Here is a 24,004-nt window from a genome sequence, read left to right as displayed (position 1 = left end):
ATTATTTTGCCCGGACGATAGGGCGGCCATGTTAATCTGCGGTTTACGCTACCTGGCCGGCTCAGCCGGATGTCCGCTCGAGCCTGGCAAGGATCTCCAGCGTGGCGCCGTCGCGCTCGCCTGCGAAATATCGGGCGAGCGCCTGATCGAAGACGGGCTCGTCGGATACCGCGCCGAACAGCGTCATCGACGAGCGGAATTTGGCGTCATCCGGCGCGCCGAGGATCGCGTTGATGGTCCGGCCCTCGACCGCGAGCACCAGCCTGGTGCATTCGATCAGCCGCCCGCCCAGGTTGGGGTGGGTGAGATAGGCCTCGGCTTCAGTGCGGGAGCCGATGGCGTAGCGCTGCGACATGGCGCTGACGCCGAGACCTGCGATCTGGGGGAAGATGAACCACATCCAGTGAGTCTGCTTCCGGCCCCGGGCTAGCTCGCCCTGGACGTCGCGAAAAACCGGGTTTTGGGCGTGGACGAACCGTTCTAGGTCGAAAGTATCGGTCATCGGATACCCCCGAAGGTGTCCTACCGGCCCCGATTATGCCTAACTTTTGGCTCCCAATGTGGTAGCTGGTATAGAGTCTCCGGGTGGGGTGGGTAAGCCCCCGGGGTCGATTTGGGGATCTGATGGTTTCCGACGCAGCACACGCCGAAAGGCTGTTGTCGCGCCGCCGTGTCGGGCGGGCTGAAAGGATTCTGCTGTCTCTGGCAGGGATCGCGCTGGCGCTTGGCGCCGCCGCGTGGGTCGCCGACATCAGCGATTCGACCCCGCTTGTCTCCGCCGCGTTGCCGCCGGCTAGTGCCCCCTCATTCGAGGACCGTTTCGCTTCGGCCTCCGCCGGCCCGTCGCCGCGCGAGCTCGGCCTGCGGGTGTTGGAGCGCTCGGCGGTGAATGCGGTCCAGCTCAAGCTGCGGGACGCCAAGGCGATGCTCGCCCAGAAGCTCCAGGGCGACGACTGGCGCTCGATGCTGACCGAGGACGACCGGTCCGCGGCCGAGGAGGCGAGGTCCTCGCAGCGCGCCGACGCCATCCCGATGCCGCGCGCGCGCCCGGTCCAGGCGGACTTCTCCGCCCAGATCGCCTCCAGCCAAGCCTATGCGGACACCAACCTCAGGGTCGACAACCGCAATTTCTTCGAAAAATTCACCGACAAGATCAAGCTGGCCTCGCTGACGCCCGGCGACGGCCTGTTCAGCAAGGCGCCGGATCTCGCCGCTCTCGGCTACGATTCGCGCACGGCGGTCTACGATATCTCGGCCAAGGCGGTTTACCTGCCGAGCGGCGTGGCGCTGGAAGCCCATTCCGGCCTGGGCGCGCTGATGGACGACCCTGAACATGTCGACCGGCGGATGGTCGGCGCGACGCCGCCGGCGACCTACGACCTCAAGCCGCGCGAAAAGCCATTCCACGGCGTCCGTGCGCTGCGCATGACCCCGGTCGAAGGTACCAGCGCGCTCGGCCGCGTCGGGCTGCTCACCCACAACTACTTGCTCGGGCCGCGCGGCGATTCCAACGGCTGCGTCTCGATCAAGGACTATGATCGGTTCATCAAGGCCTACGACAATGGCGAGTTCAACCGCCTGGTCGTGGTGCCAAACCTGCGCGGAGCGGCGACCGCCTCGCAGCGCGCGAGCACCGATTCCTGAAATTCGCCTGCGACGGCGGGGCTGCCGTTTCCCCTTCGTTAAGCCGTCCTCGTCCAGAAGCAGCCCATGAGTGATCCATCCAATTCCGAAACCCCGCTGCGCACGACGTTCAAGATCAAGCTGAACGGCGACACGTTGGCGATCGCGACCGTCGGCCAGGCCTATCAATTCCTCACCAACTTCAAGTCGGTCGAGTGGATGGAATTTCGCTCGCTGCACGAGGATGCCGTCGCGGCCCTGGAAGGCGCCGCCGGTAACGCCATGCTGGCGGTGCAGGCAACCAACGCCGTGCGCGCGCTGTTCGTCAGCGCCAAGCTGCTTTGAAGCGAGCTACAGGCCGTTCTGTCGCATCTTGAACTCCGCTTTGGGAACGGGCAAACGGTCCGCGAAGACCGTTGCCGCGCAGCCGCATGTTTGAAAATTACTTCAAGGGAGAGTCCTCATCATGAAACGCCGTACATTCTTGAAAGGCGGCGCGGTTGCCGGCGCGACGACGCTGGTTGCTGCACCTGCGATCGCGCAGAGCGCGCCCGAGATCAAATGGCGCCTTACCTCGAGCTTTCCGAAGTCGCTCGACACCATCTACGGCACGGCACAGACCTTTGCGAAATATGTTGCCGAGGCCACCGACAACAAATTCCAGATCCAGACTTTTGCCGCCGGCGAGATCGTCCCCGGCCTGCAGGCGCTGGATGCGGTCAGCACCGCCTCGGTGGAGTTGGCGCAGACGCCGCTCTATTTCTACATCGGCAAGGAGCCCGCGCTGGCCTATGCCACCGGTGCGCCGTTCGGCATGAACCATCGCCATCAGGAATCGTGGTGGCATTTCGGCGGCGGCGCCGATCTCACCAACGAGGCGCTCAAGCCGTTCAAGGCGCACGCCATCCTCTGCGGCAATTCCGGCACCCAGATGGGCGGCTGGTTCCGCAAGGAGATCAAGACCGTCGACGACCTCAAGGGTCTCAAATTCCGCATCGCAGGCTTGGGCGGCCACGTGCTGGCAAGGCTCGGCGTCGTGCCGCAGCAGATCGCCGGTGGCGACGTGTATTCGGCCCTCGAGAAGGGCACGATCGATGCCGCCGAATTCGTCGGTCCCTATGACGACGAGAAGCTCGGTTTCCACAAGGTCGCCAAGTACTATTACTTTCCCGGCTGGTGGGAAGGCGGTGCCATGCTGCACATGGTGGTCAACGACGAGAAGTGGGCCTCGCTGCCCAAGCACTATCAGGCGATCGTCAACCAGGCGGGCGCGGCGGCCGGGGCCTGGATGCTCGAAAAATACGACAGTGTGAATCCGGCGGCGCTCAAGCGCCTGCTCGCAGGCGGCGCGGAGCTGAAGGCGTTCCCGCAACCCGTGCTGGAGGCCTGCTACAACGCGACGCAGGACCATCTGAACGAGCTCGCCGCCAAGAGCGACCTGTTCAAGCGGACCAAGGAGAGCCACGACGCGTATATGAAGGAGCTGTTGTTCTACACGCAGATCGCGGAGAATTTTTACGACAATTATCTGCTGAGCAAGATGCGCAACAAGAGCTGAGCGTATAGCTCTCGTAGGGTGGGCAAAGGCGCACTTGCGCCGTGCCCACCATCTTTCCGGGAATCGGATAGAGGTGGTGGGCACGCTTCGCTTTGCCCACCCTACGGGACTACGAGATCTGAGCGAGCGGCCTACGCCGCCCCCAGTCCCAGCTTCGCATAGATCCGCCGTGCATAGGCGCCGAACGCGTCCGTGGTCTTCAGCGGAAGGTCGCGCGGGAAGGGCAGGTCGATCGCGAAATAGTCGGCCATCTTCGCCGGGCCCGAGGTCAGCACGGCGCAATGCGACGACAGGAACACCGCCTCCTGGATCGAATGCGTGACGAAGATGATGGTCTTGCCGCTCTCGCGCCAGATCCGCAGCATCTCCAGATTCATCTGCTCGCGCGTCAGCGCGTCCAGGGCGCCGAACGGCTCGTCCATCAGGATCAGTTTTGGATCGTGAATGAAGGCACGCGCGATCGCGGTGCGCTGCTGCATGCCGCCGGACAGCTGCTGCGGATATTTCTGCTCGGAGCCGGCGAGCCCGACCAAGTTGAGCAGATCGCGCGCCCGCTCGCGCGCGGCCTTCATCGGCAGGCCGACGATCTCGGCCGGCAGCAGCACGTTGTCCAGGATCGTCCGCCACTTCAGCAGCAGCGCCTGTTGGAACACCATGCCGATGTCACGCGTCGGATCGAACGGGCTGTTGGCATTGCCTATCCTGACGCTGCCGCCGTCGGCGCCATGCAGGCCGGCCAGGATCTTCATCACCGTGGTCTTGCCGCAGCCGGACGGGCCGACCAACGAGACGAGTTCACCCTCAGCCACGTCCATGGTGACGTCGGATACGGCGAGAAATTCGGCGCCGCCGCTCCGATAGACCTTGCGGACGCCTTGCAGGCTGATGAACGGGTCTGAGCTCATGCCAGCCATTTGTTCAAGTTGGCGGCGACGAACTGATCATCGCTGAGGTCGGCGTGCTCGCGCGTGACGCGGTCGATCTCCTCCTTCTGGCCTGGGCTGAGGCCCTCGTTCGGATCGAGGCACCACAGGCTCCGCATCAGGCCCTGGCGCCGCAAGACTTCGTGGCAGCCGGCGATGCAGCCGTGAAAATTGTTGGCTACATCGAAGAAGGCGCTGTTGCAATCGGTGACGCGGGCATCGAGCGCGAGCAGGTCGGCGGGTACGCTGTCCTTGTGCCGCGCCGCCTTGCAGCGCTCGAACTGCTTGATCGCTTCGGCCGTCCATACCGACCAATGGCCGAGCAGGCCGCCTTTGAAATAGGTGCGGGTGGTCACGCCTTTGTCGCGAAGATCGAACGGCAGCACCAGGTCGAGCAGGATGTGATCGTCATTGCCGGTGTAGAGCGCGACGCGGTCGAGCGCGCTCGCCGCCGCGACGCCGCGCAGGACATCGAGCGTGCGGTAGCGGTTGAACGGCGCGACCTTGATGGCAATGACATTGTCGATCGAAGCAAAGCGTTGCCAGAACCGGCTGGACAGGATGACGCCGCCCACCGCCGGCTGGAGGTAGAAGCCGACCAGCGGGATTTCTGCGGCAACGGCCGTGCAATGCGCGATGATCTCGTCCTCGGAGGCGCTCTTCATCGCGGCGAGGCTGAGCAGGCCGGCGTGGTAACCGATATCGCGCGCGGTGCGGGCCTCGCTGACCGCTTGCTTTGTCGGACCCGCGAGGCCGGCGACCATCGCCAGCGGCCGCGTGGTCCAGTTCGCGGCGGTCTCGGCGGCGAGCTCGAGCACGGGACGGTAGAGGCCGACATCGCGGATCGCGAATTGCGTGGTGTGCACGCCGACCGCAAGGCCACCGGAGCCGGCGTCGATGTAATAGCGCGTCAGCGCGCGCTGGTGCGTCTTGTCGAGCTGGCGCTCGGCGGTCAGCGCGAGGGGATGTGCCGGCAGCACGGTGCCTTCGGCGATCAGCTTGCGGATTTCGCCATTGATCTGGCTGTGGTGCATGATGTCCTATCCGAATTCGGGGCCGGCGACGGCGAACGGCGTTTCGTCCGCAGCGATGGTAGTGGGGCCGAACCGCATGCGCTGAAACGGGCGCTCGATGGTCCAGCCGGAGGCGGTCAAGCCGTCCAGCAACGCGGTTTGCGAGGCGACCGCATCGAGCAGCAGCGGGCCGGTCTCGGTGCGCATGATCGCCTCGACCAGAGCCAGAGCTGCTGCGGCATCGTCGGCCAATAGCGGGCCGATATGGCGGGCGGTGCGGCCGTCGCGGACCAGCGCAATGGCGCCATTCGCGGCGAGGATGCGCGAGCCAGGACGCTGGGCGAAGGCAGAAAGAAGGGCGGTTCGGTCGAAGCCGGTGGCCCGCCGGTCGCGCGCACAAAGCGCATCGAGTGTTGCGGATGACGATGGCGCCGCTTCGGCACGTCCGGGCCTCGCCAGCTTCAGGCGGCGCAATTGCAGCGTCGGCGTAAACCCGAGCGGTCCATAGACGGCGGCGCCGTCGGGCGTGGCATCGAGCCAGCTCGTCAGGCCGTTCTTGCGCGCGGTTTCCAGGCAGGCATCGACCAGGCGCGTTGCAAGGCCGCGGCGGCGGTGCGTGCCTGATACCAGCACCATGCTGACCCAGGCGTTGTTGCCGGAATAGGGCAGCAGTGCTGCGGTGGCGACCAATCGCGCGCCGTCGCGGATGCCGAACACGACACCATCACGCAGGAAGATGCGCCAGTCCTCTTCGGTCTGGTTCCACTGCGCTTCCGTCGAGAGCGCCAGAGCGGCGATCGCATCCTGGACGCCGAGCTTGAGGATGGGTGGAGCGTCAGTAGCGTCCATCGCGCACCTCGTATTTGGTGGGCTTGCCGAGGCTCGGCATGGCACGAGAGACCCAATCCGCGGTCCAGGCGATCAACTGCTCGGTATCGACGACGGGCAGGCCGAACAGCTCGACCGCCTTTGACGTGTCGGTCAGCCACGCCGTCGGCTCTTCCTTGCCCGTCAGCACCGGCGCGCAGCCGAACCTTGCCCCGAATTTCTCGGCGAGATCGCGTACCGCCAGGATCTCGTGACCGCTGACATTGATCGGCGAGGTCGGCGTCGTGCAATAAGCGAGACAGCGCAGCGCCTGTGAGGACGCATCGCCCTGCCAGATGAAGTTGACGTGGCCCAGGCTGACATCGATCGGCGTGCCGGTCAGCACTCTTGTGGCGATATCGTGCAGCACGCCGTAGCGCATGTCGATCGCGTAATTGAGGCGGAACAGGCGGCCCGGCGTGCCGAATTTGCGGGAGAAATGTTCGAACATGCGCTCGCGGCCGACGCAGGACTGGGCGTATTCGCCGGGCGGGTTCGGCGCCATGTCCTCGGTCGAGCCCTGGCCGTCGACGGGAACGAACGGATAGATGCAGCCGGTCGAGAACGCGACGATGCGCGAGGACGGGAACGCCTGCGCGACCAGCGCCGGCACATGCGCGTTCATCGCCCAGGTCAGCGACAGATCGCCCTCGGCGCCGAACTTGCGGCCTGCCATGAAGACGATGTTCGGCGCTTTCGGCAGCGCCGCGATCGCCTTCTCGTCCATCAGGTCGCAATTGATGGTTTCGACCCCGCGCGCCTGCAGCCAATCCTTGACGCTCGCGTCGCTAAAGCGGGCGACGCCGATGATGCGGCGATCCGGCACGGCGGCTTTCGCGAGCCCCGCCAGCGTCGGACCCATCTTGCCGGCGACGCCGAGGATCATGATGTCGCCCTCGACCTTGGCGAGGTCGTCGATCAGCGCCTGGCTCGGCCGGCACAGGAGATCGTCGAGGGCTGCGACGTCGGGGATGGTTTTCGGCAACGTCTGGCGGGTCAGGAGCATGGATTCGTCCTTGGTCTTCAGGTCTGTCTCGCATCGCCGACCACGAACATGCGTTCGAGGGCGAGCACGAGGCCGTAGAGAGCGACGCCGAGCAGCGTCAGCAGCACGACCGCCATCACCATCGCGGGCGTGTCGAGCGAGGACTGCACCTGGATCATGAGGTAGCCGAGCCCGCGCTCGGAGGCGATGAACTCGCCGACGATGGCGCCTGCGACCGCCAGGATGGCGCCGACCTTCATGCCGGAGAACACGTAAGGCAGCGATCCCGGCAGCTGGATCTTGCGGAACAGCGTCCAGCGCGAGCCGCGCAGCGATTTGACGAGGTCGAGCAGGTCAGGCTCGACCTCGCGCAGGCCGCGCGCGGTGGTGAGCAGGATCGGGAAAAAGCAGATGCTGAAGGCGATCAGGATGTTCGGCACAATGCCGTAGGAGAACCAGACGATGAAGAGCGGGCCGAGCGCGACCTTCGGAATCATGTTCAGCGTCACGAACAGCGGCAGCAGCACGAGGCTCAGCAACGGCGCCCAGCTGAAGATCACCGCGAGCGCCACGCCGACGAATGCACCCAGTGCGAAGCCGCCGAGGATCTCGATCGCCGTCACCAGCGTGTTGGCGCCCCAGGCATAGCCTGTGGTTCCCAATGTTTGGATCGTCGCGAGCGGGGAGGGCAGGATGAATTTGGGCACGTGGAAGGCGTCGACCGCGACCTGCCACAGCACGAGCACGGCGAGGTGCACGATCAGGATGATCGCAAAGCTGCGCGAGGCGCGTGCGCTGTCTCCTGCCACCGACTGCTCCCGTTGTCGGCAGTCACCCTGCCGCCGGCTGCAAGCCTAGCCGTCCTCCAGGGAAGTTTCAACCAGGCGGTTGATTATGGCCGGAGCGACTGCAGCACGAGATCCGCGACATGCCGTCGCCGGGCGCGCCGTGCGCTGCGGCTCGACAGGTCCTTGCCGAAGATCGCCGACAGCGTCGGCGTGTTGGAGAAGAAGAAATAGCTGAGGCCCGCTATCGAGATATAGAGCTGGATGGGGTCGATCCCCTTGCGGAACACGCCCACGCGGACCCCTTCGTGGAGGATGTGCGAAACACTCTTCACGAGCGGTGAGTGCATCGCCTCCAGCCGGGTCGAGCCGCGGACGTGGCGGGCGCCGCCGCGGTTCTCGTCGTTCAAAAGCACGATGAAATCAGGGTTCGCCGCCAGGTGATCGAACGAAGCTTCGATCAGCTTGCGGATCGCCTTCTCCGGCGCCAGACCCTCGAGATTGAGTCTGCGCTCCTGCGCGCGGATGTCCTCATAGACCCATTCGAGCACAGCGAGGTACAGAGCGTCCTTGTCGCCGAAATAATGATAGACGAGCTGCTTGTTGACGCCGGCGCGCTCGGCGATCTCGTCGACGCGGGCGCCCGCAAATCCGTGCCGGGCGAATTCCTGGCGCGCCGCGGTCAGCAGCTTCCTGCGGGTGGCGACGGGGTCGCGGCGCTGCGGCACGGTGTCGCCAGATCGTTTTGCGGGCATTTCCAACCAAACAGTTGACAAGTGAAGGGCGGGCTTGTTGCATTGGTATCCTCACAAGGGGAGAGCGACAAGCCGGGTCGCGGCAACGAGGAGAGATGCGATGAAGCGTTTGCAGGCGGCGGGCTCTGCCCTGATCTTGGCCTTGGGGCTCGGTGTGTCGGTCGCGCCCGCGCATGCGGGAGAAGCCGTCAATCTGATCCTGAACTGGACGCCGACGGCCGACCACTCGCCCTATTATTTTGCCAAGGCGCAGGGCTGGTACGAGAAGGCCGGCATCGACCTCACCATCGAGACCGGCAAGGGCTCCGGCGTCTCCGCCGCCAAGGTCGGTTCGGGCGGCTCGCCGTTCGGCGTCGCCGATCTCGCCACTATGCTGGTGGCCAAGAGCAAGGGCGCCGACGCCGTTGCGGTGATGAGCGTCTATGCCAATACCGGCCAGACCTTCTATTGGCTGAAGAGCTACGGCGTGAACGGCGTGAAGGATTTTGCCGGGCACAAGATCGGCAATCCGCCGGGCGATGCCTCGCGCGTGATGTGGCCGGCCTTCGCCAAGGCCGCAGGGCTTGCGCCTGATTCCGTCGGCTTCGTCAATGTCGGACCGACCGCGAAGATCGCAGCGCTGAAGAGCCACACCGTGGACATCATCAGCGACTTCTACAACGAGCACGACCTCAAGGTCATCGAGTTCGGCCAGGACCTCGGCTACGTCAACTGGAAGGACATCGGGCTCAACCCTTATGGCAATTCGCTGATCGTCAACGGCGCTTACTTGCAGAAGAACCCGAAGGTCGTCGAAGACTTCGTGCGCGTTACGCAGAAGGCCTTTGCAGCCTGTGTCGCCGACGTCGCGCCATGCCTGAAGGCGCTGCTCGATCAGGTCTCCGGTCTCGACAAGGAGAATCAGGAGCGCCAGTGGGAGCGCATCAAGTTCCTGATGACCGACGAGTTCACCACGAGCAAGGGGCTCGGCTGGATCGACGGCGAGCGGATGAAGAAGGACTATGAGCTGGTCCAGACCTATCTCGGCATGGAGAAGCCGTTCGACGTGACGACGGCGTTCACGACCAGGATGCTGGACCAGAGCATCAAGATGGACGCGAGCAAGGTGAAGAAGTAGGGGGCAGTAGTCACCCCATACTCCGTCACGGCGAGCGCAGCGAAGCAATCCAGAGTCTTTCCGCGAAGGCAGTCTGGATTGCTTCGCTGCGCTCGCAACGACGGTGTGGAGAGAGTGTGCCTCGCCCTCCGCTCTGCCCCGGACGCAGCGTAGCGTCCCTTCGACGGCGCGCTGCAGAGCCGGGGCCCATTTCGCCGAGAGCGTAACCCGGGGCGGTTGGGTGCCGGCTCTGCGCAGCAGCGTTGCACGCTGCAGCGCGTCCGGGACACGAGACCGGCGCCAACCGATCTCCGGCTCACCCCCGTCCACATAACCCCACGGGACATTAACCAGCCGTTAACCATATCCGCCGCATCGTTAACCATTCAATAATAGGGAACGAGTCGGCCGCCATGGAGGCTGCAGCAAAAGTCCAACGCCAAATGGTGCGCCTGCGCGGGCGGTCCTATGTGGCTTTCGTGTTCACACCGACGGTTCCGGTCCAGGACTGGCTTCACGAGATCGATGCCACGATTGCGCGCTCGCCGGGCTTCTTCGCCGGCCGGCCCGTGGTGATCGACCTGTCCTCGGTCGATCTCAGCCAAGCCGGCATCGGCCATCTGCTCACCAGTCTGCAGGACCGCAACATCCGCGTGCTCGGCATCGAGGGCGTAGAGGAGGCGAGGCTGACCCCGACGATGCCGCCGCTGCTGTCGGGCGGACGTAGCTGCGTGGTCGAGCCGAGCGCGCCGAAGAAGGCCGACGTGAAGGCCGAGACCAAGCCGACCTCCCTGCTGCTCGATAGCCCCGTGCGCTCGGGCCAGACCGTGATCTTCCCGGACGGCGACGTCACCATCCTCGGCTCGGTCGGCTCCGGTGCCGAGGTCGTCGCCGGCGGCTCCATCCACGTCTACGGCGCGCTGCGCGGCCGCGCCATGGCCGGCGTCAACGGACACACCAGCGCGCGCATCTACTGCCAGAAGATCGAGGCCGAACTGCTTGCAATCGACGGGTTTTACCAGACTGCGGACGACATCGACGCCGCCTTGCGCGGCAAGCCGGCGCAGGCCTGGCTGCAGGGGAATACCATGCGAATTACAGCACTGAACTGACCAGCAAAGGAGACATTTCAGATGAGTAAGGTACTGGTCGTGACATCAGGCAAGGGCGGGGTCGGCAAGACCACGACGACCGCCGCGCTGGGAGCTGCCTTGGCGCAGCGCGGCGACAAGGTGGTCGTCGTCGATTTCGACGTCGGCCTGCGCAACCTCGATCTCGTGATGGGGGCCGAACGCCGCGTCGTGTTCGATCTCATCAACGTCGTGCAGGGCGTCGCCAAACTCCCGCAGGCGCTGATCAAGGACAAGCGGCTGGAGAATTTATGGCTGCTGCCGGCTTCCCAAACCCGCGATAAGGACGCGCTGACGGAAGAGGGCGTCGGCAAGGTCATCGCCGAGTTGCGCAGCCGGTTCGACTGGGTGATCTGCGACAGCCCGGCCGGCATCGAGCGCGGCGCCTCCATGGCGATGCGCTTTGCCGACGAGGCCGTGATCGTCACCAATCCGGAAGTCTCCTCGGTGCGCGATTCCGACCGCATCATCGGCATGCTCGATTCCAAGACGGTGCGGGCCGAGAAGGGCGAGCGCGTCGAGAAGCACATCCTGATCACCCGCTACGATCCCTCGCGCGCCGCGCGCGGCGAGATGCTGACCATCGATGACATCCTGGAGATCCTTGCCACGCCCTTGCTCGGCATCATCCCCGAGAGCCAGGACGTGTTGAAGGCCTCCAACGTCGGCACGCCCGTGACTCTGTCGAATGCCGATGGAGCGCCGGCACGAGCCTATATGGACGCGGCCAAGCGCCTCTGCGGCGAGAACGTGACGATGCACGTTCCTGCCGAGCGCAGAGGATTTATGGACCGCCTGCTGCGACGGAGGGCTGCATGAGCATGGGTCTGCTTCGACTTCTCCGCGGCAAGAAGGCCTCGGCACCCGTCGCGCGCGAACGCCTGCAGATCCTGCTTGCCCATGAACGCGGAATGCGCGGCCAGCCCGATCTGCTCGGTGTGCTGCGTGAGGAAATTCTCGCCGTCGTGTCCAAGCATGTGACGCTGGACCCGACCAAGGTCATCGTCCGGCTCGAGCGCGGCGACGAGGTCTCGACCCTCGAGGTCGATATTGAGGTGCCCAACGACATCGAGCGGAAAAAGGTGGCGGTCGCGTAGGGACGCGGCCGCAGCCTCCCGTCTTGGGGTGGGTGAGAAGGCGGTCCGCCGGGCATGGCGGGCCGCCTTTGTCTTGCCGCTCACATCGATGGGACGGAACGCGCCCCGCGCCTCGACCGTTGTATCAACCCGCGGCAGCGTTGCACCGCGGCCGGTCAGAACGGGAGAGCGCCCATGATGTCCGAGGTCCAGGTCCATACCGTTGCCAGGCAGATGCTCGAAAAGCACGGCTTTGCTGCGATCGCGAAGGCCGCGGAGCAGGCCCAGGCCTGCGAGGGCCGCGGCGAGGCCGACGAGGCGAGGGAATGGCGTCACATCGTGGACGCCATAAAGATCATGCGCGGCCCGCATCAGAGCTGACATTCGCACGCGCGAACGTCTTCAACGCTCCTCGCGATCGGCGCCTTGCTGCGACGTGCGATTTTGTGTCTGTGGCTGCGCGCGCTCGCCCGATTCCCTGCAGGGCAGCGGTTCCCACGTGCCGTCCGGCGCCTGCTGATAGGCACTGCAGGACGGCGAGGTGGACTTTTCCGCGGCCCTCTGGGCGTCGGAATTCCTCGCCAGGGCGGGCGCAGTCAGCACCGCGGCGGCTGCAATCGCGCCGGCGAAAACGAAATGGATATTCCGCATGAGGACCTCCTGTTCGAATTCGGAAAGAGGCCGCATGCTTTCGAGCATTGTGACGTTTTTGGGCCGCGGCAGAGGTTCCGTCGCGGCGTGCTTAACGCGGCAACGCCGGGGCGCTAGCCGCCCTTGCTCCGGATCAGGCCGGCGAGATTGGTCTTCTGGGCTTCGCACCAGCCGGACATGCCGAGGCGGCGCTGGTCCATGTCGGTCGCCTGGGTCGCAACCGCGACTTCCGCCATCAGATCGTCGTCCTGCTTCTCGCCCATCTTGCCGCCGGTGTGCATCCAGGCGATCGCCTTGCGCACTTTCTCGGTGGTGCCGTCGGGCAGTTGCATCTGCTGCGCCCTCTGCACGAGGTCCTGATAGACGAGATCGGTGTTGGGGCACTCGACCTTGGCGGCGAAGGCCTGCAACACCATCGTCACATAGGTCGCCCGCGGCGGCGCCTCGCCCGCGAGGGCCGGCGCGGCCAACAGCAACAGGGCCGTCATCAGAAAACCGGTGCGCATCCTTGGGACCTCCTCCGTTTTCCCGAGAGGCTAGCGTCCGGCGCGCCGCTCCGCAATGGTGCGCGGTGCGATTGTCGTCCGTCGGGGCGGTGGGCTAACCTGCTGCTTCCCAGCATCGGAGCGCGACATGAGCCTGTTCAGCACGCCGTTCGATCCCGCACGCGACACCGCGCTCGTCACCGGCGCGGGCAATGGCATCGGCCGCGCGATCGCGCTCGGCCTGGTCGGCGAGGGCGTCCGCACCGTGTTCGCGGATGTGAGCGCGGAGCGGGTGCGCGCCGCGATCGGCGCGAGCGAGAGGCCTGGTCTCGCCGTGCCCTGGGTCGGCGATCTCGCCAGCCTCGAGGCCTGCGATGAGCTGCTGACGGCCGCACACGCCGCGCTCGGCGAGGTCACGCATTTCGTCCACAGCGCCTCGCCGCCGCGACGCGAGGCCGATCATGCGCTCGCGGTCGATCGCAAGACCTGGCAGGAGATGCATGCCGTCAATCTCGATGCCGGCTTTCACCTCGCTCGCGCGCTGGCAAAGCGGCTGATCGCGGCGAAGCGGCCGGGTTCGTTCCTGTTTCTGACGTCGCTGCATGCGGGCACGCCGCGCAACCTGCCGCATTATTCGACGGCAAAGGCCGCCATGGCGATGCTGGCGAAGGAGCTGGCCAAGACGCTCGGACGTTACGACATCCGCGTCAACGCACTGGTGCCCGGCGCGATCGCAGCCGGCGGGTTCGTCGCCGATCCCGCGCTGGCGCGGCACATTCCGCTCGGGCGGCTCGGCGAGGCCAATGACCTCGCACCGATGGCGCTCACGGTGCTGTCGAACAAGCTGTCCGCTTACGTCACCGGCGCAGCCTTCGTCGTCGACGGTGGATTGTCGCTGACGAACTGGTTCGAGGCGCCGGCGCTGGATTAGCCTAGCGCTGCCAAGCCGGCACCGGATCGAGCGGCGTGCGATACAGCTCGTTGTGATCGCGATCGGTGACGCGCACCGCGCAGCCCTTCTGCTGCAGCTCCGGCTTCACCTGCGACAGCTCGCAAGCCAATTGATCGGCGCGATCGGAGGCAACCTCGATGTCTTCGAGGATGATTCCACCCTGGTTCTTGAACTCTTCACCAACCACGAGATCGAAATAGTAGTAGGGCATCCGAATTCCCCGGTGTGACGATCTGAGCTTCAGTGCAAGTCTCAACGCATATCGGATGATACCACTGAGTCGATATCTATCGAACGAACAGAGCGCGCAATCTCTGAGCTTATGGCGCAGAAATGATGTGCAGTGTGCGGGGTCGTTAGGAATTTATTAAATATGCCTGCGCAATCATTAAGGCATGGAATTGCAGCAGAACCGGGCTCCGGGAACCGGGAGCTGCAAGAGAAGGCCGCCGGCATAGATCCCGACGGCCTTTTCTCTTGAGCGTGAGATCGCTTCCCGTAATTCCCCGGAGTTAACGCATCGCATCGACTCGGACAGCGTACGCGAGCGCACGACAGCGAGGCCGCGGCGTTGCTCTAAAGCGCGATGCGATGAATCGTCATCGCGCTTCAGGTTAGTGTTTGAGCATGATCTCTTCGGAAAACCGCTACGCGCTTTGCGCTAACGCGGCCCTTCGGGTCCGGATCATGCTCTAACGCAGCGGCATCGGCGGGCGCACGATCGGTCCGTCGTCATCGGCAACGGCTTGCGTCGTCGGCGCAGCTGACGGCGGCGCGGCAGCGGCCTGCGATGGCGGCGGCGGAGGTGCGAGCGGCGAGGGCGAAGAGGCCGGCATGTAGGTCCGCGTCACAGGCGGCTTGGGCTTGCGAACCGGCGGCGCGACAGGCTGCGGCGCGACAGGCTGCGGCGGGAGCGCGGCGGCGCGTGCGCGCGGATCGACCGGCGGCCGCGCTTCGGTGACCGGCTTCGGTGCAGGAGGCCTAGCCATCTCACGCGCCATCTGCTCCTGTCCGGCCTTCAACTCGGCGATGTTGGCCTTGAGCTGATCGATCTGCTGCGCCATCGCGGCGAGATCGCGTGTCATCGATTGCACCTGCGCTGCATCGACAGGCTGTGTCGCTGCAGGCGCGGCCGCAGCAAGCTGAGCCGCGGGCGGGGTCGCAGCTTGATCCGCCGTTTGGTTGGGTGTGGCTTCGGCTGCGGGCGGCGCAGCCTCGGCGGCGGCGACCGGCGCGCTTTGCTGCGGTGTCGCAGACAGCAACGAGGTCGTCGGGAGCAGCGAGGTCAGCGCCGGCGTCCATTCGGCCAGCAACTGCTTTGCCGTGTCGCCGTGCTTCTCCCAGGCGAGGCTGGCGGCCACGCTGGCGCCGGCAAGCAGGAACGTGACGAACGCGCCGCGCAGCCATTTGCGGACCGAGGATCGCTTCTTCATCACGGGACCATCGCTGGAGGTGACGCGGACAGCTGTATCGATCGAAGGGGCCGCGGCGGATTTTCCGTAGACGACGTTGATGGTGGGCTCGGGCGCGCGCGCGGGCTCCAGCGTGAATTTCGGCATGAGCTTGGGCTCCGGGGCAAACTTGGGCTCCGGACGCCGCGCGATCTCCGGCGCCAGCGCAGGCGATGCGCTGGTGGGACGCGAGGCCAGCACGATCTCGGGCGAGATCTGGACCGCGTCGTGCGGATCGTTGTCCTTGACCGTGTCCTTCACGATCTCATCAACGATTTGCTTGGCGTTCAGCGTCGCGAGCATCGCAGCTCCTTTGAAGCGCAGTGTTCGAGGTTTAAGTCATCCGCATTGGCGCGGGGCTGATCCGAGGTGAGCCCATGCCGGTCCCCATGACGCACGAGTCCAGCCGGGTTTGACCAAAGCAAGGCGAGGGGATGGAGATGATGCGACAGTCTTCCGCCCTTTGTGGTGATGGAACCCAATTTGCCGAACACGCGCATGTGTTCCCGCACCGCCTTGTTTTCAGCATGATTTTGGCAATATCTGGCGCTGCTGGGGGCGCTGTTGTTCCGCTATTGGGGGGCCGGCGGTGCCAAGATCTCTACTCGTTTTGTTCGTCGCAGCCCTGTTGCCGCTGGGCGGCTGCATGCAGACGACACTTTCGCCATCGACGGATGCGAGCATGACGCCGCGCGACCGTCAGTTGCTCGCGCACGCGCCTTACGCGAAGGCGAACGTGCCCGAGCAATATCTGCGTCACATCGTCGATTACCACCGCAAGGAGCAGCCGGGCACGATCCTGGTCGATACCGACGCGCGCTATCTCTATTACGTGCTGCCCGAGGGCAAGGCGATCCGCTACGGCGTTGCCGTCGGCGAGGAAGCCATGGCGTTCTCCGGCGTGGCGCGGGTCGGTCGCCTCGCGGAATGGCCTGACTGGGTTCCGACCGCGGATATCCAGGCGCGACTCGGCCCGTATCCGGCGCGCGTTCCCGGCGGTCCCGCCAATCCGCTGGGCGCGCGGGGCATCTATCTCTTTGTCGGCAACAAGGACACGCTCTATCGCATCCACGGCACCAACCAGCCCGAATATATCGGGCAGGCGATCTCGTCCGGCTGCATCCGGATGCGCAATGAGGACGTCATCGATCTCTACGACCGGGTGAAGCTCAATTCGATGGTCGTGGTGCTGCCGCCGGGGCAGAGCGCGCAGGCCGAGGCGGGCGGACGCTGGCGGGGGTAAGGCCGCGCGACCCGCTGCTCGCGTTCTCGGGGATTGTTTGTGCGCGGCTACTCAGGCCGGGCGACCCGCCATTGCAGCGTCGTGGCATTGCCGTTGGCGTCGCCCGGCGCCTTGTCGGCGGGCGAAGTATAGAGCGGGCGATAGCGATACGCCCACATCTTGCTGCCGTCGTTGCGGCTGATCACGGTGAAATCGCCGACGGCCTTGGCGTCTGCGGTCGCTGGCAGCGGGACCCAGCTCTCGGTGCACTTGCCGTTGCAGTTCGACGTCTTTCCGGTGGTGTCGTGCTCGTAATAGTAGAGCGTCATACCCTTGAGATTGACGAGCTTGGGACCTTGCTTGGTCAGGACCACCTTCGCCGGCGCAGTCGTCGCCTCGGGCTTCGGTGGCGGGGCATCGCCGCCGCCATGGCCGTTGGCGAGCGCGTGACCGGTCGAGAGCGCGATGGCCGCGGCTACAACGAGGAACCTGAACATCCGAAACTCCGCCCCGCAAAGTTAATCGCGCGTTAAGCGCCCAATGCGCGCCGACGTTAGCAGCCGAAGGTTAGTTCCTGGTTTCGTGCGCTGCGACAATTACGGACATGGTCCGAGATCAGAGCTGCGCATCGCGCAGCGGCGCGCGGCTGAGCTCGTTGCCGGCGGCGATGGCCTTGCGCAGCAGCCGCATCAGCTCCTCGCCCTCTTTCGCGCTGAGGCCTCGCAGCATGATACGCTGCGCAGATTCAACGGCCGGGGTGATCTTGCGCAGCGTGCGCCGGCCCTCGTCGGTGATCTCGAGCTCGCGCGCGCGGCGGTCGCGGCTGGACGGACGACGCTCCACGAGGCCCTTCTGGACGAGGCGATCGATCACGCCGGTGATGGTGGTGCGATCGTAGGCGATCAATCCGGCGAGCGTCACCTGGTCGAGCCCCGGATTGGCCTTGATGGTCGCAAGCGCAGCGTACTGCACCGGCGTAAGATCGAATCCGGCGTCCCCGACCTCGGCCAGGAACACCGCGACCGCGATCTGCTGAAAGCGGCGCGCCAGATGGCCGGGCATGTCGTTGTTGTCTTTCACCGAAATCTCCTCTGCGGGCAGGGGCGCCGCGGGTCGTTGACAAGCATACTGATAGTCAGCATACTGAGCAATATTCAAGCAGAAACTGGCGGGAGAGGTGCTCATGCAATTCCATCTCAATGGATTTCAGCCGGGCGACCCTGAAATCGCCGATCCTGCCGCGCGCGTTCAGGCATCGGGGGCGGCGGGCGCCGTGCCTGGCGAGGTCGATGTCCTCATCGTCGGCTGCGGGCCGGCGGGCCTGACGCTCGCCGCCCAGCTCGCGCAATTCGCTGACGTCAAGACCTGCATCGTCGAGCAGAAGCCGGACCGCCTGCTGGTCGGCCAGGCCGACGGCATTGCCTGCCGCACCATGGAGATGTTCCACGCCTATGGCTTCGGCGAGCGCGTGCTGAAGGAGGCCTATTGGGTCAACGAGACGACGTTCTGGAAGCCCGATGAAGGGACGCCGGAGAACATCGTCCGCAGCGGCCGGGTGCAGGACGTCGAGGACGGGCTGTCGGAATTCCCGCACCTCATCCTGAACCAGGCGCGCGTTCATGACTGCTTTCTCGACGTCATGCGCAAATCGCCGGGCAAGCTCGCGCCGTATTACAGCCGACGTGTGCTTGATCTGAATGTCGATCCGGCCGCCGCTGCCGACGATCATGCCGTGACCGTGCGCCTCGAACGCGTCGATGCCGCAAACGAGGGCAATGTCGAGACGATCAAGGCCCGCTACGTCGTCGGCTGCGACGGCGCCCGCAGCACGGTGCGCAAATCGATCGGTCGCGAGCTGCACGGGGATTCCGCCAACCACGCCTGGGGCGTGATGGACGTGCTGGCCGTGACCGATTTTCCGGACATCCGCTTCAAGTCGCTGATCCAGTCGGCGAAGGACGGCAGCCTGCTGATCATTCCGCGCGAAGGCGGCTACATGGTCCGCATCTATGTCGAGCTCGCCAAGCTCGATGCCGGCGAACGCGTTGCCAATCGCAACATCACGGCCGACGACGTGATCGCGAAAGCGCAGCGGATCCTGAAGCCGCATCGGCTCGAGGTGAAGGAAATCGCCTGGTGGTCGGTCTACGAGATCGGCCAGCGCCTCACCGACAAGTTCGACGACGTACCGGAAGGCGAGGTCGCTGCGCGCCTGCCGCGCATCTTCATCGCCGGCGATGCCTGCCACACCCACAGCCCGAAGGCGGGGCAGGGCATGAACGTCTCGATGCAGGATGCCTTCAATCTCGGCTGGAAGCTCGCGGCCGTACTGCGGAGACAGTGTGCGCCGAGCCTCTTGCATTCCTACTCGGCCGAGCGCCAGGCGGTCGCGAAAGAGCTGATCGATTTCGATCGCGAGTGGGCGGGGATCCTCGCCTCCGCCGCCAAGGCCGGCGGCGCCGATGCCGCCAAGACGCAGGACTATTTCGTCCGGCACGGACGCTACACGGCGGGTACGGCAACGCATTACAGGCCCTCGGTGCTGACAGGCGCGGCCACGCATCAGCATCTCGCGCAGGGCTTTATCGTCGGCAAGCGCTTCCATTCCGCGCCGGTGATCCGGCTGGCGGACGCCAAGCCGGTGCATCTCGGCCACGCGGCGCAGGCCGACGGACGCTTCCGCATCTACGCATTCTCGCCCGCTGAGAACCCGGTTGCGTCGGGCTCGGCCACTCGCGCCTTGTGCAATTTCCTCGCGGAGTCCCGGAAATCACCGATCCGTCGGTATACTCCTGTTGGAGCCGACATCGACAGCGTGATCGATTTGCGCTCGGTGTTTCAGCAGGACCATCGCGAGCTTGCCATCGAGGCGATGCCGGCGATGTTGCTCCCGAGCAAAGGCCGTTACGGCTTGCACGATTACGAGAAGATGTTCTGCCCTGACCTCAAGAGCGGCCACGACGTTTTCACGATGCGCGGCATCGATCGGACGGCCGGCTGCATGGTCGTGGTGCGGCCCGACCAGTATGTCGCAACCGTGCTGCGGCTCGACGATTTTGCCGGGCTCGCTTCCTTCTTCGACGCCTTCATGCTGCCGGTGGAGTGACGCCGAAAGCGCCGTGCCGATGAACGATGGATGAATATTGAACTTCGCGCGTTCGCGCGTTCTCAATCTTTCTGCTGATGCGATGATGACGGGCGGAACGCTCGTTCCGCCTGCGCGTTCCGTCGAAAGAGGAGGAACACGCCATGAAATTCAGAAGCGTTCTGGTTGCCGCATTGCTACTCGTCCCGACAGCCGCGCTGGCCGCGCCGGGCATAGTGACCATCTCGACCGGCTTGCGGGCCGGGCCGGGCACGGGCTTTCCCCTGGTCGATCGCATCCCCGGAGGCGCCCGCGTCAACATCCATGGCTGCCTGCGCGGCAAGGCCTGGTGCGACGTCAGCTTCTCCGACGATCGCGGCTGGGTGTCGTCGCAATATCTCGAATATCTCTACCGCAATCGCTACGTCTATCTCCCCGACTATGTCGACGAGATCGACGTGCCCGTCGTGCCGTTCGTGCTGACCTCGTACTGGTCGAGCTACTATGCGGGACGGCCCTGGTACCGCCGCCACGCTTATTGGAATAATTACTGGAGCTCGCACGAGCGCTTTGCGACGCGGCTGACGCTCGATCCGCGCGCAGCCCGCATCGGTCGCGCGGCGACGCGCGATGCGGCGGTCGCACTCGAGCGCAGCGGCGTGCGCGGCAAGGGCGAGGCCGCCATCTCCGGACGTGACGCCGTCACCGCGCGGCCGGACGCTGCGATCGCAAAACGCGATGCTGCGATCGGAAAGCGCGACGGCGCGATCGCAAGGCGCGACGCTGCGATCGGAAAGCCCGACGCTGCGATCGCGAAGCGCGACGCTGCGATCGCCAAGCGCGACGCTGCGATCGCCAAGCGCGACGCTGGAGTAGCAACCGACCGGACGCGCGCCGGCAGCAGCGAGCGCATCGCGCACGAGCGGGTCAATGCGCAGAGCCGCAATCCGCGCGATGCACAGGCGCGCATGATGCACGAGCAGGCTGCAGGCCGTGCTGCCGTCCGCACCCAGCCGATGCCGCGCGCGCATGAAGCACCGCGCGTGTCGGCCGCGCCGGCCGCGCGGCCCTCGATGCCGCATGCGGCGCAGCCGAGCGTCAGCCATGGTTCGCCGATGAACGCGCATGCGCAGACGCCGGCGCCGCGTGCCGCTGCGCCTGCCATGCCGCACGGCGGTGGCGGCGCTCCGCGCGTCAATGCCGCGCCGCATGGCGGCGGTGCACCGGCGGGCGGGCCCGGCGCGCACCAGAAGCGCTAGCTCCCACGAAAGCCCGGCCCTCGTGCCGGGCTCTCCGCTTGCGCGCCCTCCGGTTCCGTGCGCGTACAATTTAAGAAAGTTCTTCGCGGGCAGATTTCATCGATCGTAAGATGTCTATCCAAAGCTGTAAGCATCCACTCGGGGCAGCGGGGCACCGGAGGATGACGATGAGACAGAACCAAGCGGAGACGCGCCGTCAGCAAAATGTCGCGAAGCGGTCGATGACCAAGGAGGCCAAGCAGCTGGCCGGCTTGATTGCCGGACTGCGCGAATCCCTCGAGGAGATCCACAAGGAGCGGGCGGGTGCCAAGCTCTCGGGCGCAGAAATGGGACTACTCGATGAGCGTCGCAACAATCTGCTGCTCACCATCGCAGCCCTCAATGACCGCCTCTCGGCGGTGCAGGGCCTGATCAATCTCGGCCGCCCTCATATTATCCGCGTGCACTAGCGCCGATCCGAGGTCACGAGATCGGCTCTGTTGCGACGGCACGGGGCCGGCCACAGGCCTCGTGGACGGCACCAAATTGCCACGCTCCCGGCGAATTGCCGCCAAAGCCCGCTGCCACGAGAAGGCCGGGTGCAGGGCGACGCAAGGGGATGCGAATTGGCCTACAAGATGGTCGCAGAACGCGACAACGAGAAGTACAGTTTCGCCCGCGAAAGCCGGTTGCTCATCGTGGCGAAGGCGAAAGTGTGGGCGAGCGAAGGATGGCGGGTGGTCATCACCGACCAGGATGGCAAGGCCTACGCGCCGCCCGAATTCGATCAGCTGTCCGCAGCGTGATGGTGAGGCGGGGCCTGACTGCGCCTCTGCTCATTCTAACGGCCGCCATGCTGCCGGCGACGGCCGCCGTCGCGCAAAATCTGGATGCCGGCAAGTCGCCCGCGAAGCTGTTCGCCGAAGGCTGCGCGACCTGCCACCGCAGCCCGCGCGGCCTGGCCAAGGGACGCTTCAGCCTGACGCTGTCCTGGTTTCTGAGGGATCATTACGTGACCAGCTCCGATTCGGCGAAAGCGCTCGCCGCTTACCTGGCATCGGTTGATGAGCCGCCGCCCCGGGGGGCGGCCAAGCCCGGTGCCAAGGCGCCCCGGTCCGCCCCGCGTCCGCCCACGCCCGCTCAGAGCCGGTAACCGCGCGCGTCAACGCAACGTGGTCTCCGAGAACAGGTTGATGATCACGACTCCTGAGACGATCAGCGCAATGCCGACGAAGGCTGCGGCGTCCAGGATCTGACGGAACAGCACGAAGGAAACGGTGGCGGTCAGGATGATGCCGACCCCGCCCCAGATCGCATAGGCGATGCTCAACGGGATCACCCGGATCGCCACCGAGAGCGCGTAGAACGAGGCGACGTAGAACAGCACCATCGCCAGCGTGGGCCAGGGACGGGTGAACTGGGCGGATTGCTGCAGGAACGCCGACGCGGTGACCTCGAACACGATGGCGAGGGCGAGAGCCGTATAGGCGTTGAAGGCGGAGGTCATGAGCCTCTCGGCGTGAGGAAGATACCGCGCGGCTGTCGCGAATATCACGTGGGAATGACGAACCTGCGACATGGCCGACGGGCTGACGGGAGGCCGCCGCGCGACGATCGTGCGGCGGCTCGAGATGGCTCGATTCTTCGACCCGGCCCTAACTGATCCGCACCGAGAGCTCGACGTCTTCGGCAAAGGGAGTGGACATATAGCCGCTGCCGGGCGCGCGCACCCGTGCCAGATAGTCAGGGCTGTCGTCGGCATTGTCGGCGACGATGATCGCCCCCGGCCGCAGACGCCCTTCGACCAGATCCAGGATCTCGGGGTAGAGCGCCTTGGCACCGTCGAGCAGTACGAGATCGATCGTTTCGGGCAGGCCGGTGCTGAGCGTCTTCAGCGCGTCGCCTTCGCGGATGTCGACGAGATCGATCAAGCCGCCGGCCGAGAGGTTGTCTCGCGCCCGGGCAACCTTGGACGGCTCGAACTCGCTGGTGATGAGGCGCCCCCCGCCATTGTCGCGCAGGCCTGCGGCAAGGTGCAGTGTCGAGATGCCGAACGAGGTGCCGAACTCGACGATGGACCGGGCGCGGGAGCCGCGTGTCAGGATGTAGAGCAGCGCTCCGGTCTCGCGCGAGACCGGAAGCGGTGCGTCCTTCAGGCGTCCATAGAGATTGCGATATTCGGTTTTGCTCCGCATCATCCGCTCCCGCTCTGCGTCGGACAGGTCTGCGACTGCGGCTTCCGTTGCCTCGCTTGCTGCCTCGGCTTCGCCGAACAGGCGATCCAGCAGCGGCGCAAGCGAAGCGATGGTCGGGATGGTCATCGAAGTCTCCAGAGTTTGGCGAAAGAAGCGCGTGCTTGCGCGCCGATTGAAATACGACTAATTCGTCGCGTTTCCTATTCGCATTGCCCGAGCGAGCCATGGCCGACCGTCGAAGCCGTTCAATTTCTTCACGAAAACAGCCGCAGCAAGCTCGCTCGACGGAGCTGGTGGCGGCCATTCTGGATGCGGCTGTTCAGGTTCTCGCGAAGGAGGGCGCGCAGCGTTTCACCACGGCGCGGGTGGCGGAGCGGGCCGGGGTGAGCGTCGGGTCGCTCTATCAATATTTTCCAAACAAGGCCGCGATCCTGTTTCGTCTCCAGAGCGACGAGTGGCGGCATACGAGCGAGCTGCTGCGCGGTATCCTCGCGGATCGCGCCAAGCCGCCACCGGCGCGGTTGCGCGCGCTGGTCCATGCCTTCATCCGCTCCGAGTGCGAGGAGGCTGCGATGCGCACGGCCCTCAACGACGCCGCGCCGCTCTATCGTGACGCGCCCGAAGCGCGCGAGGCCCGGGCGGCCAGCAGGGGCATCGTCGATGTCTTCATGCGAGAGGCGCTGCCCAAAGCTTCCAATGCGACGCGCGGCCTCGCCGGCGAGCTGATCACGACCACGCTCAGCGAGGCCGGCAAGCGATTTTCGGAGACCCGGCGCAGCGAGGCCGAGATTGCGCGTCATGCCGACGGGCTGGCCGACATGTTCTGCGCCTATCTCGGGGAATTGGCCCGACGCTGAAGCGCGAGATCCGGGCGACACTTGCATCGCCCCGCGTTTGTCCGTACGGACCTCCTT

31 protein-coding genes are annotated in these 24,004 nt (G+C 65.4%); 16 read left to right on the top strand and 15 right to left on the bottom strand.

Annotated elements, in window-relative coordinates; translation table 11 throughout:
* Positions 1–61: 61 nt before the first annotated feature.
* Entirely contained in the window at positions 62–502 is a 441-nt protein-coding gene (locus ACNJYA_RS21045) for a DUF1810 domain-containing protein (protein ID WP_439400664.1), read from the bottom strand.
* Between the two features lie 191 nt (positions 503–693).
* Here ACNJYA_RS21045 and ACNJYA_RS21040 point away from each other — a divergent pair, with 191 nt between their 5' ends.
* The 3 genes from ACNJYA_RS21040 to ACNJYA_RS21030 all read left to right on the top strand — a co-directional run bounded on the left by ACNJYA_RS21040 (position 694) and on the right by ACNJYA_RS21030 (position 3,181).
* Complete coding sequence (locus ACNJYA_RS21040) at positions 694–1,644, top strand: DUF2778 domain-containing protein (RefSeq protein ID WP_246571668.1); 951 nt, start codon at positions 694–696, stop codon at positions 1,642–1,644.
* 66 nt (positions 1,645–1,710) lie between these two features.
* Positions 1,711–1,968 carry a hypothetical protein gene (locus ACNJYA_RS21035; protein ID WP_036000273.1) on the top strand — a complete coding sequence of 86 codons (258 nt, stop codon included), beginning with the start codon at positions 1,711–1,713 and terminating at the stop codon, positions 1,966–1,968.
* A gap of 121 nt (positions 1,969–2,089) precedes the next feature.
* Positions 2,090–3,181 (top strand): TRAP transporter substrate-binding protein, encoded by a 1,092-nt coding sequence (locus ACNJYA_RS21030; RefSeq protein WP_212258454.1) that lies wholly within the window; start codon positions 2,090–2,092, stop codon positions 3,179–3,181.
* A gap of 131 nt (positions 3,182–3,312) precedes the next feature.
* Here the strand turns inward: ACNJYA_RS21030 and ACNJYA_RS21025 are convergent, their stop codons facing one another.
* From ACNJYA_RS21025 to ACNJYA_RS21000, 6 genes are all read right to left on the bottom strand, one after another.
* Entirely contained in the window at positions 3,313–4,095 is a 783-nt protein-coding gene (locus ACNJYA_RS21025) for an ABC transporter ATP-binding protein (RefSeq protein ID WP_212258456.1), read from the bottom strand.
* Positions 4,083–5,138 (bottom strand): dihydrodipicolinate synthase family protein, encoded by a 1,056-nt coding sequence (locus ACNJYA_RS21020; protein ID WP_172788538.1) that lies wholly within the window; start codon positions 5,136–5,138, stop codon positions 4,083–4,085. Before ACNJYA_RS21020 ends, ACNJYA_RS21025 begins: the two co-directional genes overlap by 13 nt.
* A gap of 6 nt (positions 5,139–5,144) precedes the next feature.
* Complete coding sequence (locus tag ACNJYA_RS21015; protein ID WP_172788539.1) at positions 5,145–5,966, bottom strand: GNAT family N-acetyltransferase; 822 nt, start codon at positions 5,964–5,966, stop codon at positions 5,145–5,147.
* Entirely contained in the window at positions 5,953–6,990 is a 1,038-nt protein-coding gene (locus tag ACNJYA_RS21010; RefSeq protein WP_172788540.1) for an NAD-dependent epimerase/dehydratase family protein, read from the bottom strand. The genes ACNJYA_RS21015 and ACNJYA_RS21010 overlap by 14 nt, the downstream gene beginning before the upstream one ends.
* 17 nt (positions 6,991–7,007) lie before the next feature.
* Entirely contained in the window at positions 7,008–7,778 is a 771-nt protein-coding gene (locus tag ACNJYA_RS21005) for an ABC transporter permease (protein ID WP_439363204.1), read from the bottom strand.
* Between the two features lie 83 nt (positions 7,779–7,861).
* Positions 7,862–8,509, bottom strand: coding sequence for a TetR/AcrR family transcriptional regulator (locus ACNJYA_RS21000; RefSeq protein WP_172788542.1), 648 nt, complete (start codon positions 8,507–8,509; stop codon positions 7,862–7,864).
* Between the two features lie 100 nt (positions 8,510–8,609).
* On the opposite strand from ACNJYA_RS21000, the gene ACNJYA_RS20995 reads away from it, so the two are divergent.
* From ACNJYA_RS20995 to ACNJYA_RS20975, 5 genes are all read left to right on the top strand, one after another.
* On the top strand, positions 8,610–9,626 hold the full coding sequence (locus ACNJYA_RS20995) for an ABC transporter substrate-binding protein (RefSeq protein WP_439363203.1): 1,017 nt from the start codon (positions 8,610–8,612) through the stop codon (positions 9,624–9,626).
* A 392-nt stretch (positions 9,627–10,018) separates the two neighbouring features.
* Positions 10,019–10,717 carry a septum site-determining protein MinC gene (gene minC / locus ACNJYA_RS20990; RefSeq protein WP_439363202.1) on the top strand — a complete coding sequence of 233 codons (699 nt, stop codon included), beginning with the start codon at positions 10,019–10,021 and terminating at the stop codon, positions 10,715–10,717.
* 21 nt (positions 10,718–10,738) lie between these two features.
* On the top strand, positions 10,739–11,554 hold the full coding sequence (gene minD, locus ACNJYA_RS20985) for a septum site-determining protein MinD (RefSeq protein WP_036022837.1): 816 nt from the start codon (positions 10,739–10,741) through the stop codon (positions 11,552–11,554).
* Positions 11,551–11,832, top strand: a complete 282-nt coding sequence (gene minE / locus ACNJYA_RS20980) for a cell division topological specificity factor MinE (protein WP_172788545.1) — start codon at positions 11,551–11,553, stop codon at positions 11,830–11,832. The genes minD and minE overlap by 4 nt, the downstream gene beginning before the upstream one ends.
* A 174-nt stretch (positions 11,833–12,006) precedes the next feature.
* Positions 12,007–12,192 (top strand): hypothetical protein, encoded by a 186-nt coding sequence (locus ACNJYA_RS20975; protein WP_212258464.1) that lies wholly within the window; start codon positions 12,007–12,009, stop codon positions 12,190–12,192.
* Between the two features lie 21 nt (positions 12,193–12,213).
* Here the strand turns inward: ACNJYA_RS20975 and ACNJYA_RS20970 are convergent, their stop codons facing one another.
* Positions 12,214–12,462 carry a hypothetical protein gene (locus ACNJYA_RS20970; protein ID WP_212258781.1) on the bottom strand — a complete coding sequence of 83 codons (249 nt, stop codon included), beginning with the start codon at positions 12,460–12,462 and terminating at the stop codon, positions 12,214–12,216.
* Between the two features lie 113 nt (positions 12,463–12,575).
* Positions 12,576–12,968 carry a hypothetical protein gene (locus tag ACNJYA_RS20965; RefSeq protein ID WP_212258465.1) on the bottom strand — a complete coding sequence of 131 codons (393 nt, stop codon included), beginning with the start codon at positions 12,966–12,968 and terminating at the stop codon, positions 12,576–12,578.
* 127 nt (positions 12,969–13,095) lie between these two features.
* Here ACNJYA_RS20965 and ACNJYA_RS20960 point away from each other — a divergent pair, with 127 nt between their 5' ends.
* Positions 13,096–13,878, top strand: a complete 783-nt coding sequence (locus ACNJYA_RS20960) for an SDR family NAD(P)-dependent oxidoreductase (protein ID WP_172788548.1) — start codon at positions 13,096–13,098, stop codon at positions 13,876–13,878.
* A gap of 1 nt (position 13,879) precedes the next feature.
* On the opposite strand, the gene ACNJYA_RS20955 is transcribed toward ACNJYA_RS20960, so the two are convergent.
* Positions 13,880–14,110: a DUF6894 family protein gene (locus ACNJYA_RS20955; RefSeq protein WP_025035960.1), complete on the bottom strand. Its 231-nt coding sequence runs from the start codon at positions 14,108–14,110 to the stop codon at positions 13,880–13,882.
* Between the two features lie 481 nt (positions 14,111–14,591).
* Positions 14,592–15,653 (bottom strand): hypothetical protein, encoded by a 1,062-nt coding sequence (locus ACNJYA_RS20950; protein ID WP_212258466.1) that lies wholly within the window; start codon positions 15,651–15,653, stop codon positions 14,592–14,594.
* 343 nt (positions 15,654–15,996) lie between these two features.
* Between ACNJYA_RS20950 and ACNJYA_RS20945 the strand changes: the two genes are divergently transcribed.
* Entirely contained in the window at positions 15,997–16,593 is a 597-nt protein-coding gene (locus ACNJYA_RS20945) for a L,D-transpeptidase (protein ID WP_172788550.1), read from the top strand.
* 47 nt (positions 16,594–16,640) lie between these two features.
* Here ACNJYA_RS20945 and ACNJYA_RS20940 read toward each other — a convergent pair whose 3' ends face one another.
* Both ACNJYA_RS20940 and ACNJYA_RS20935 read right to left on the bottom strand, forming a co-directional pair.
* The gene (locus ACNJYA_RS20940) at positions 16,641–17,069 is read right to left on the bottom strand and encodes a COG4315 family predicted lipoprotein (protein ID WP_212258467.1); all 429 of its coding nucleotides are present in this window, start codon (positions 17,067–17,069) and stop codon (positions 16,641–16,643) included.
* Between the two features lie 118 nt (positions 17,070–17,187).
* Positions 17,188–17,652 (bottom strand): MarR family winged helix-turn-helix transcriptional regulator, encoded by a 465-nt coding sequence (locus ACNJYA_RS20935; protein WP_172788552.1) that lies wholly within the window; start codon positions 17,650–17,652, stop codon positions 17,188–17,190.
* 103 nt (positions 17,653–17,755) lie between these two features.
* On the opposite strand from ACNJYA_RS20935, the gene ACNJYA_RS20930 reads away from it, so the two are divergent.
* From ACNJYA_RS20930 to ACNJYA_RS20910, 5 genes are all read left to right on the top strand, one after another.
* Positions 17,756–19,678 (top strand): FAD-binding monooxygenase, encoded by a 1,923-nt coding sequence (locus tag ACNJYA_RS20930; protein ID WP_439363201.1) that lies wholly within the window; start codon positions 17,756–17,758, stop codon positions 19,676–19,678.
* Positions 19,679–19,821: 143 nt separating this feature from the next.
* Positions 19,822–20,916 carry an SH3 domain-containing protein gene (locus ACNJYA_RS20925; protein WP_212258469.1) on the top strand — a complete coding sequence of 365 codons (1,095 nt, stop codon included), beginning with the start codon at positions 19,822–19,824 and terminating at the stop codon, positions 20,914–20,916.
* 167 nt (positions 20,917–21,083) lie between these two features.
* Positions 21,084–21,365, top strand: coding sequence for a hypothetical protein (locus ACNJYA_RS20920; protein WP_172788569.1), 282 nt, complete (start codon positions 21,084–21,086; stop codon positions 21,363–21,365).
* Between the two features lie 129 nt (positions 21,366–21,494).
* Complete coding sequence (locus tag ACNJYA_RS20915) at positions 21,495–21,701, top strand: hypothetical protein (protein ID WP_018322958.1); 207 nt, start codon at positions 21,495–21,497, stop codon at positions 21,699–21,701.
* A gap of 47 nt (positions 21,702–21,748) precedes the next feature.
* Positions 21,749–22,048 carry a hypothetical protein gene (locus ACNJYA_RS20910; protein ID WP_246571638.1) on the top strand — a complete coding sequence of 100 codons (300 nt, stop codon included), beginning with the start codon at positions 21,749–21,751 and terminating at the stop codon, positions 22,046–22,048.
* Positions 22,049–22,057: 9 nt separating this feature from the next.
* On the opposite strand, the gene ACNJYA_RS20905 is transcribed toward ACNJYA_RS20910, so the two are convergent.
* Positions 22,058–22,402, bottom strand: a complete 345-nt coding sequence (locus ACNJYA_RS20905; RefSeq protein ID WP_212258471.1) for a DMT family transporter — start codon at positions 22,400–22,402, stop codon at positions 22,058–22,060.
* A 148-nt stretch (positions 22,403–22,550) separates the two neighbouring features.
* Complete coding sequence (locus tag ACNJYA_RS20900; protein ID WP_439363199.1) at positions 22,551–23,216, bottom strand: O-methyltransferase; 666 nt, start codon at positions 23,214–23,216, stop codon at positions 22,551–22,553.
* 98 nt (positions 23,217–23,314) lie between these two features.
* Between ACNJYA_RS20900 and ACNJYA_RS20895 the strand changes: the two genes are divergently transcribed.
* Entirely contained in the window at positions 23,315–23,947 is a 633-nt protein-coding gene (locus ACNJYA_RS20895) for a TetR family transcriptional regulator (protein ID WP_172788556.1), read from the top strand.
* The last annotated feature ends 57 nt before the right edge of the window (positions 23,948–24,004 follow it).

It is taken from the genome of Bradyrhizobium sp. BLXBL-01 (assembly GCF_051853025.1).
Classification (GTDB): Bacteria; Pseudomonadota; Alphaproteobacteria; order Rhizobiales; family Xanthobacteraceae; genus Bradyrhizobium.
The sequence above is the reverse complement of the archived record's forward strand: the minus strand, read 5'-3'. Positions and strand labels throughout refer to the sequence as shown.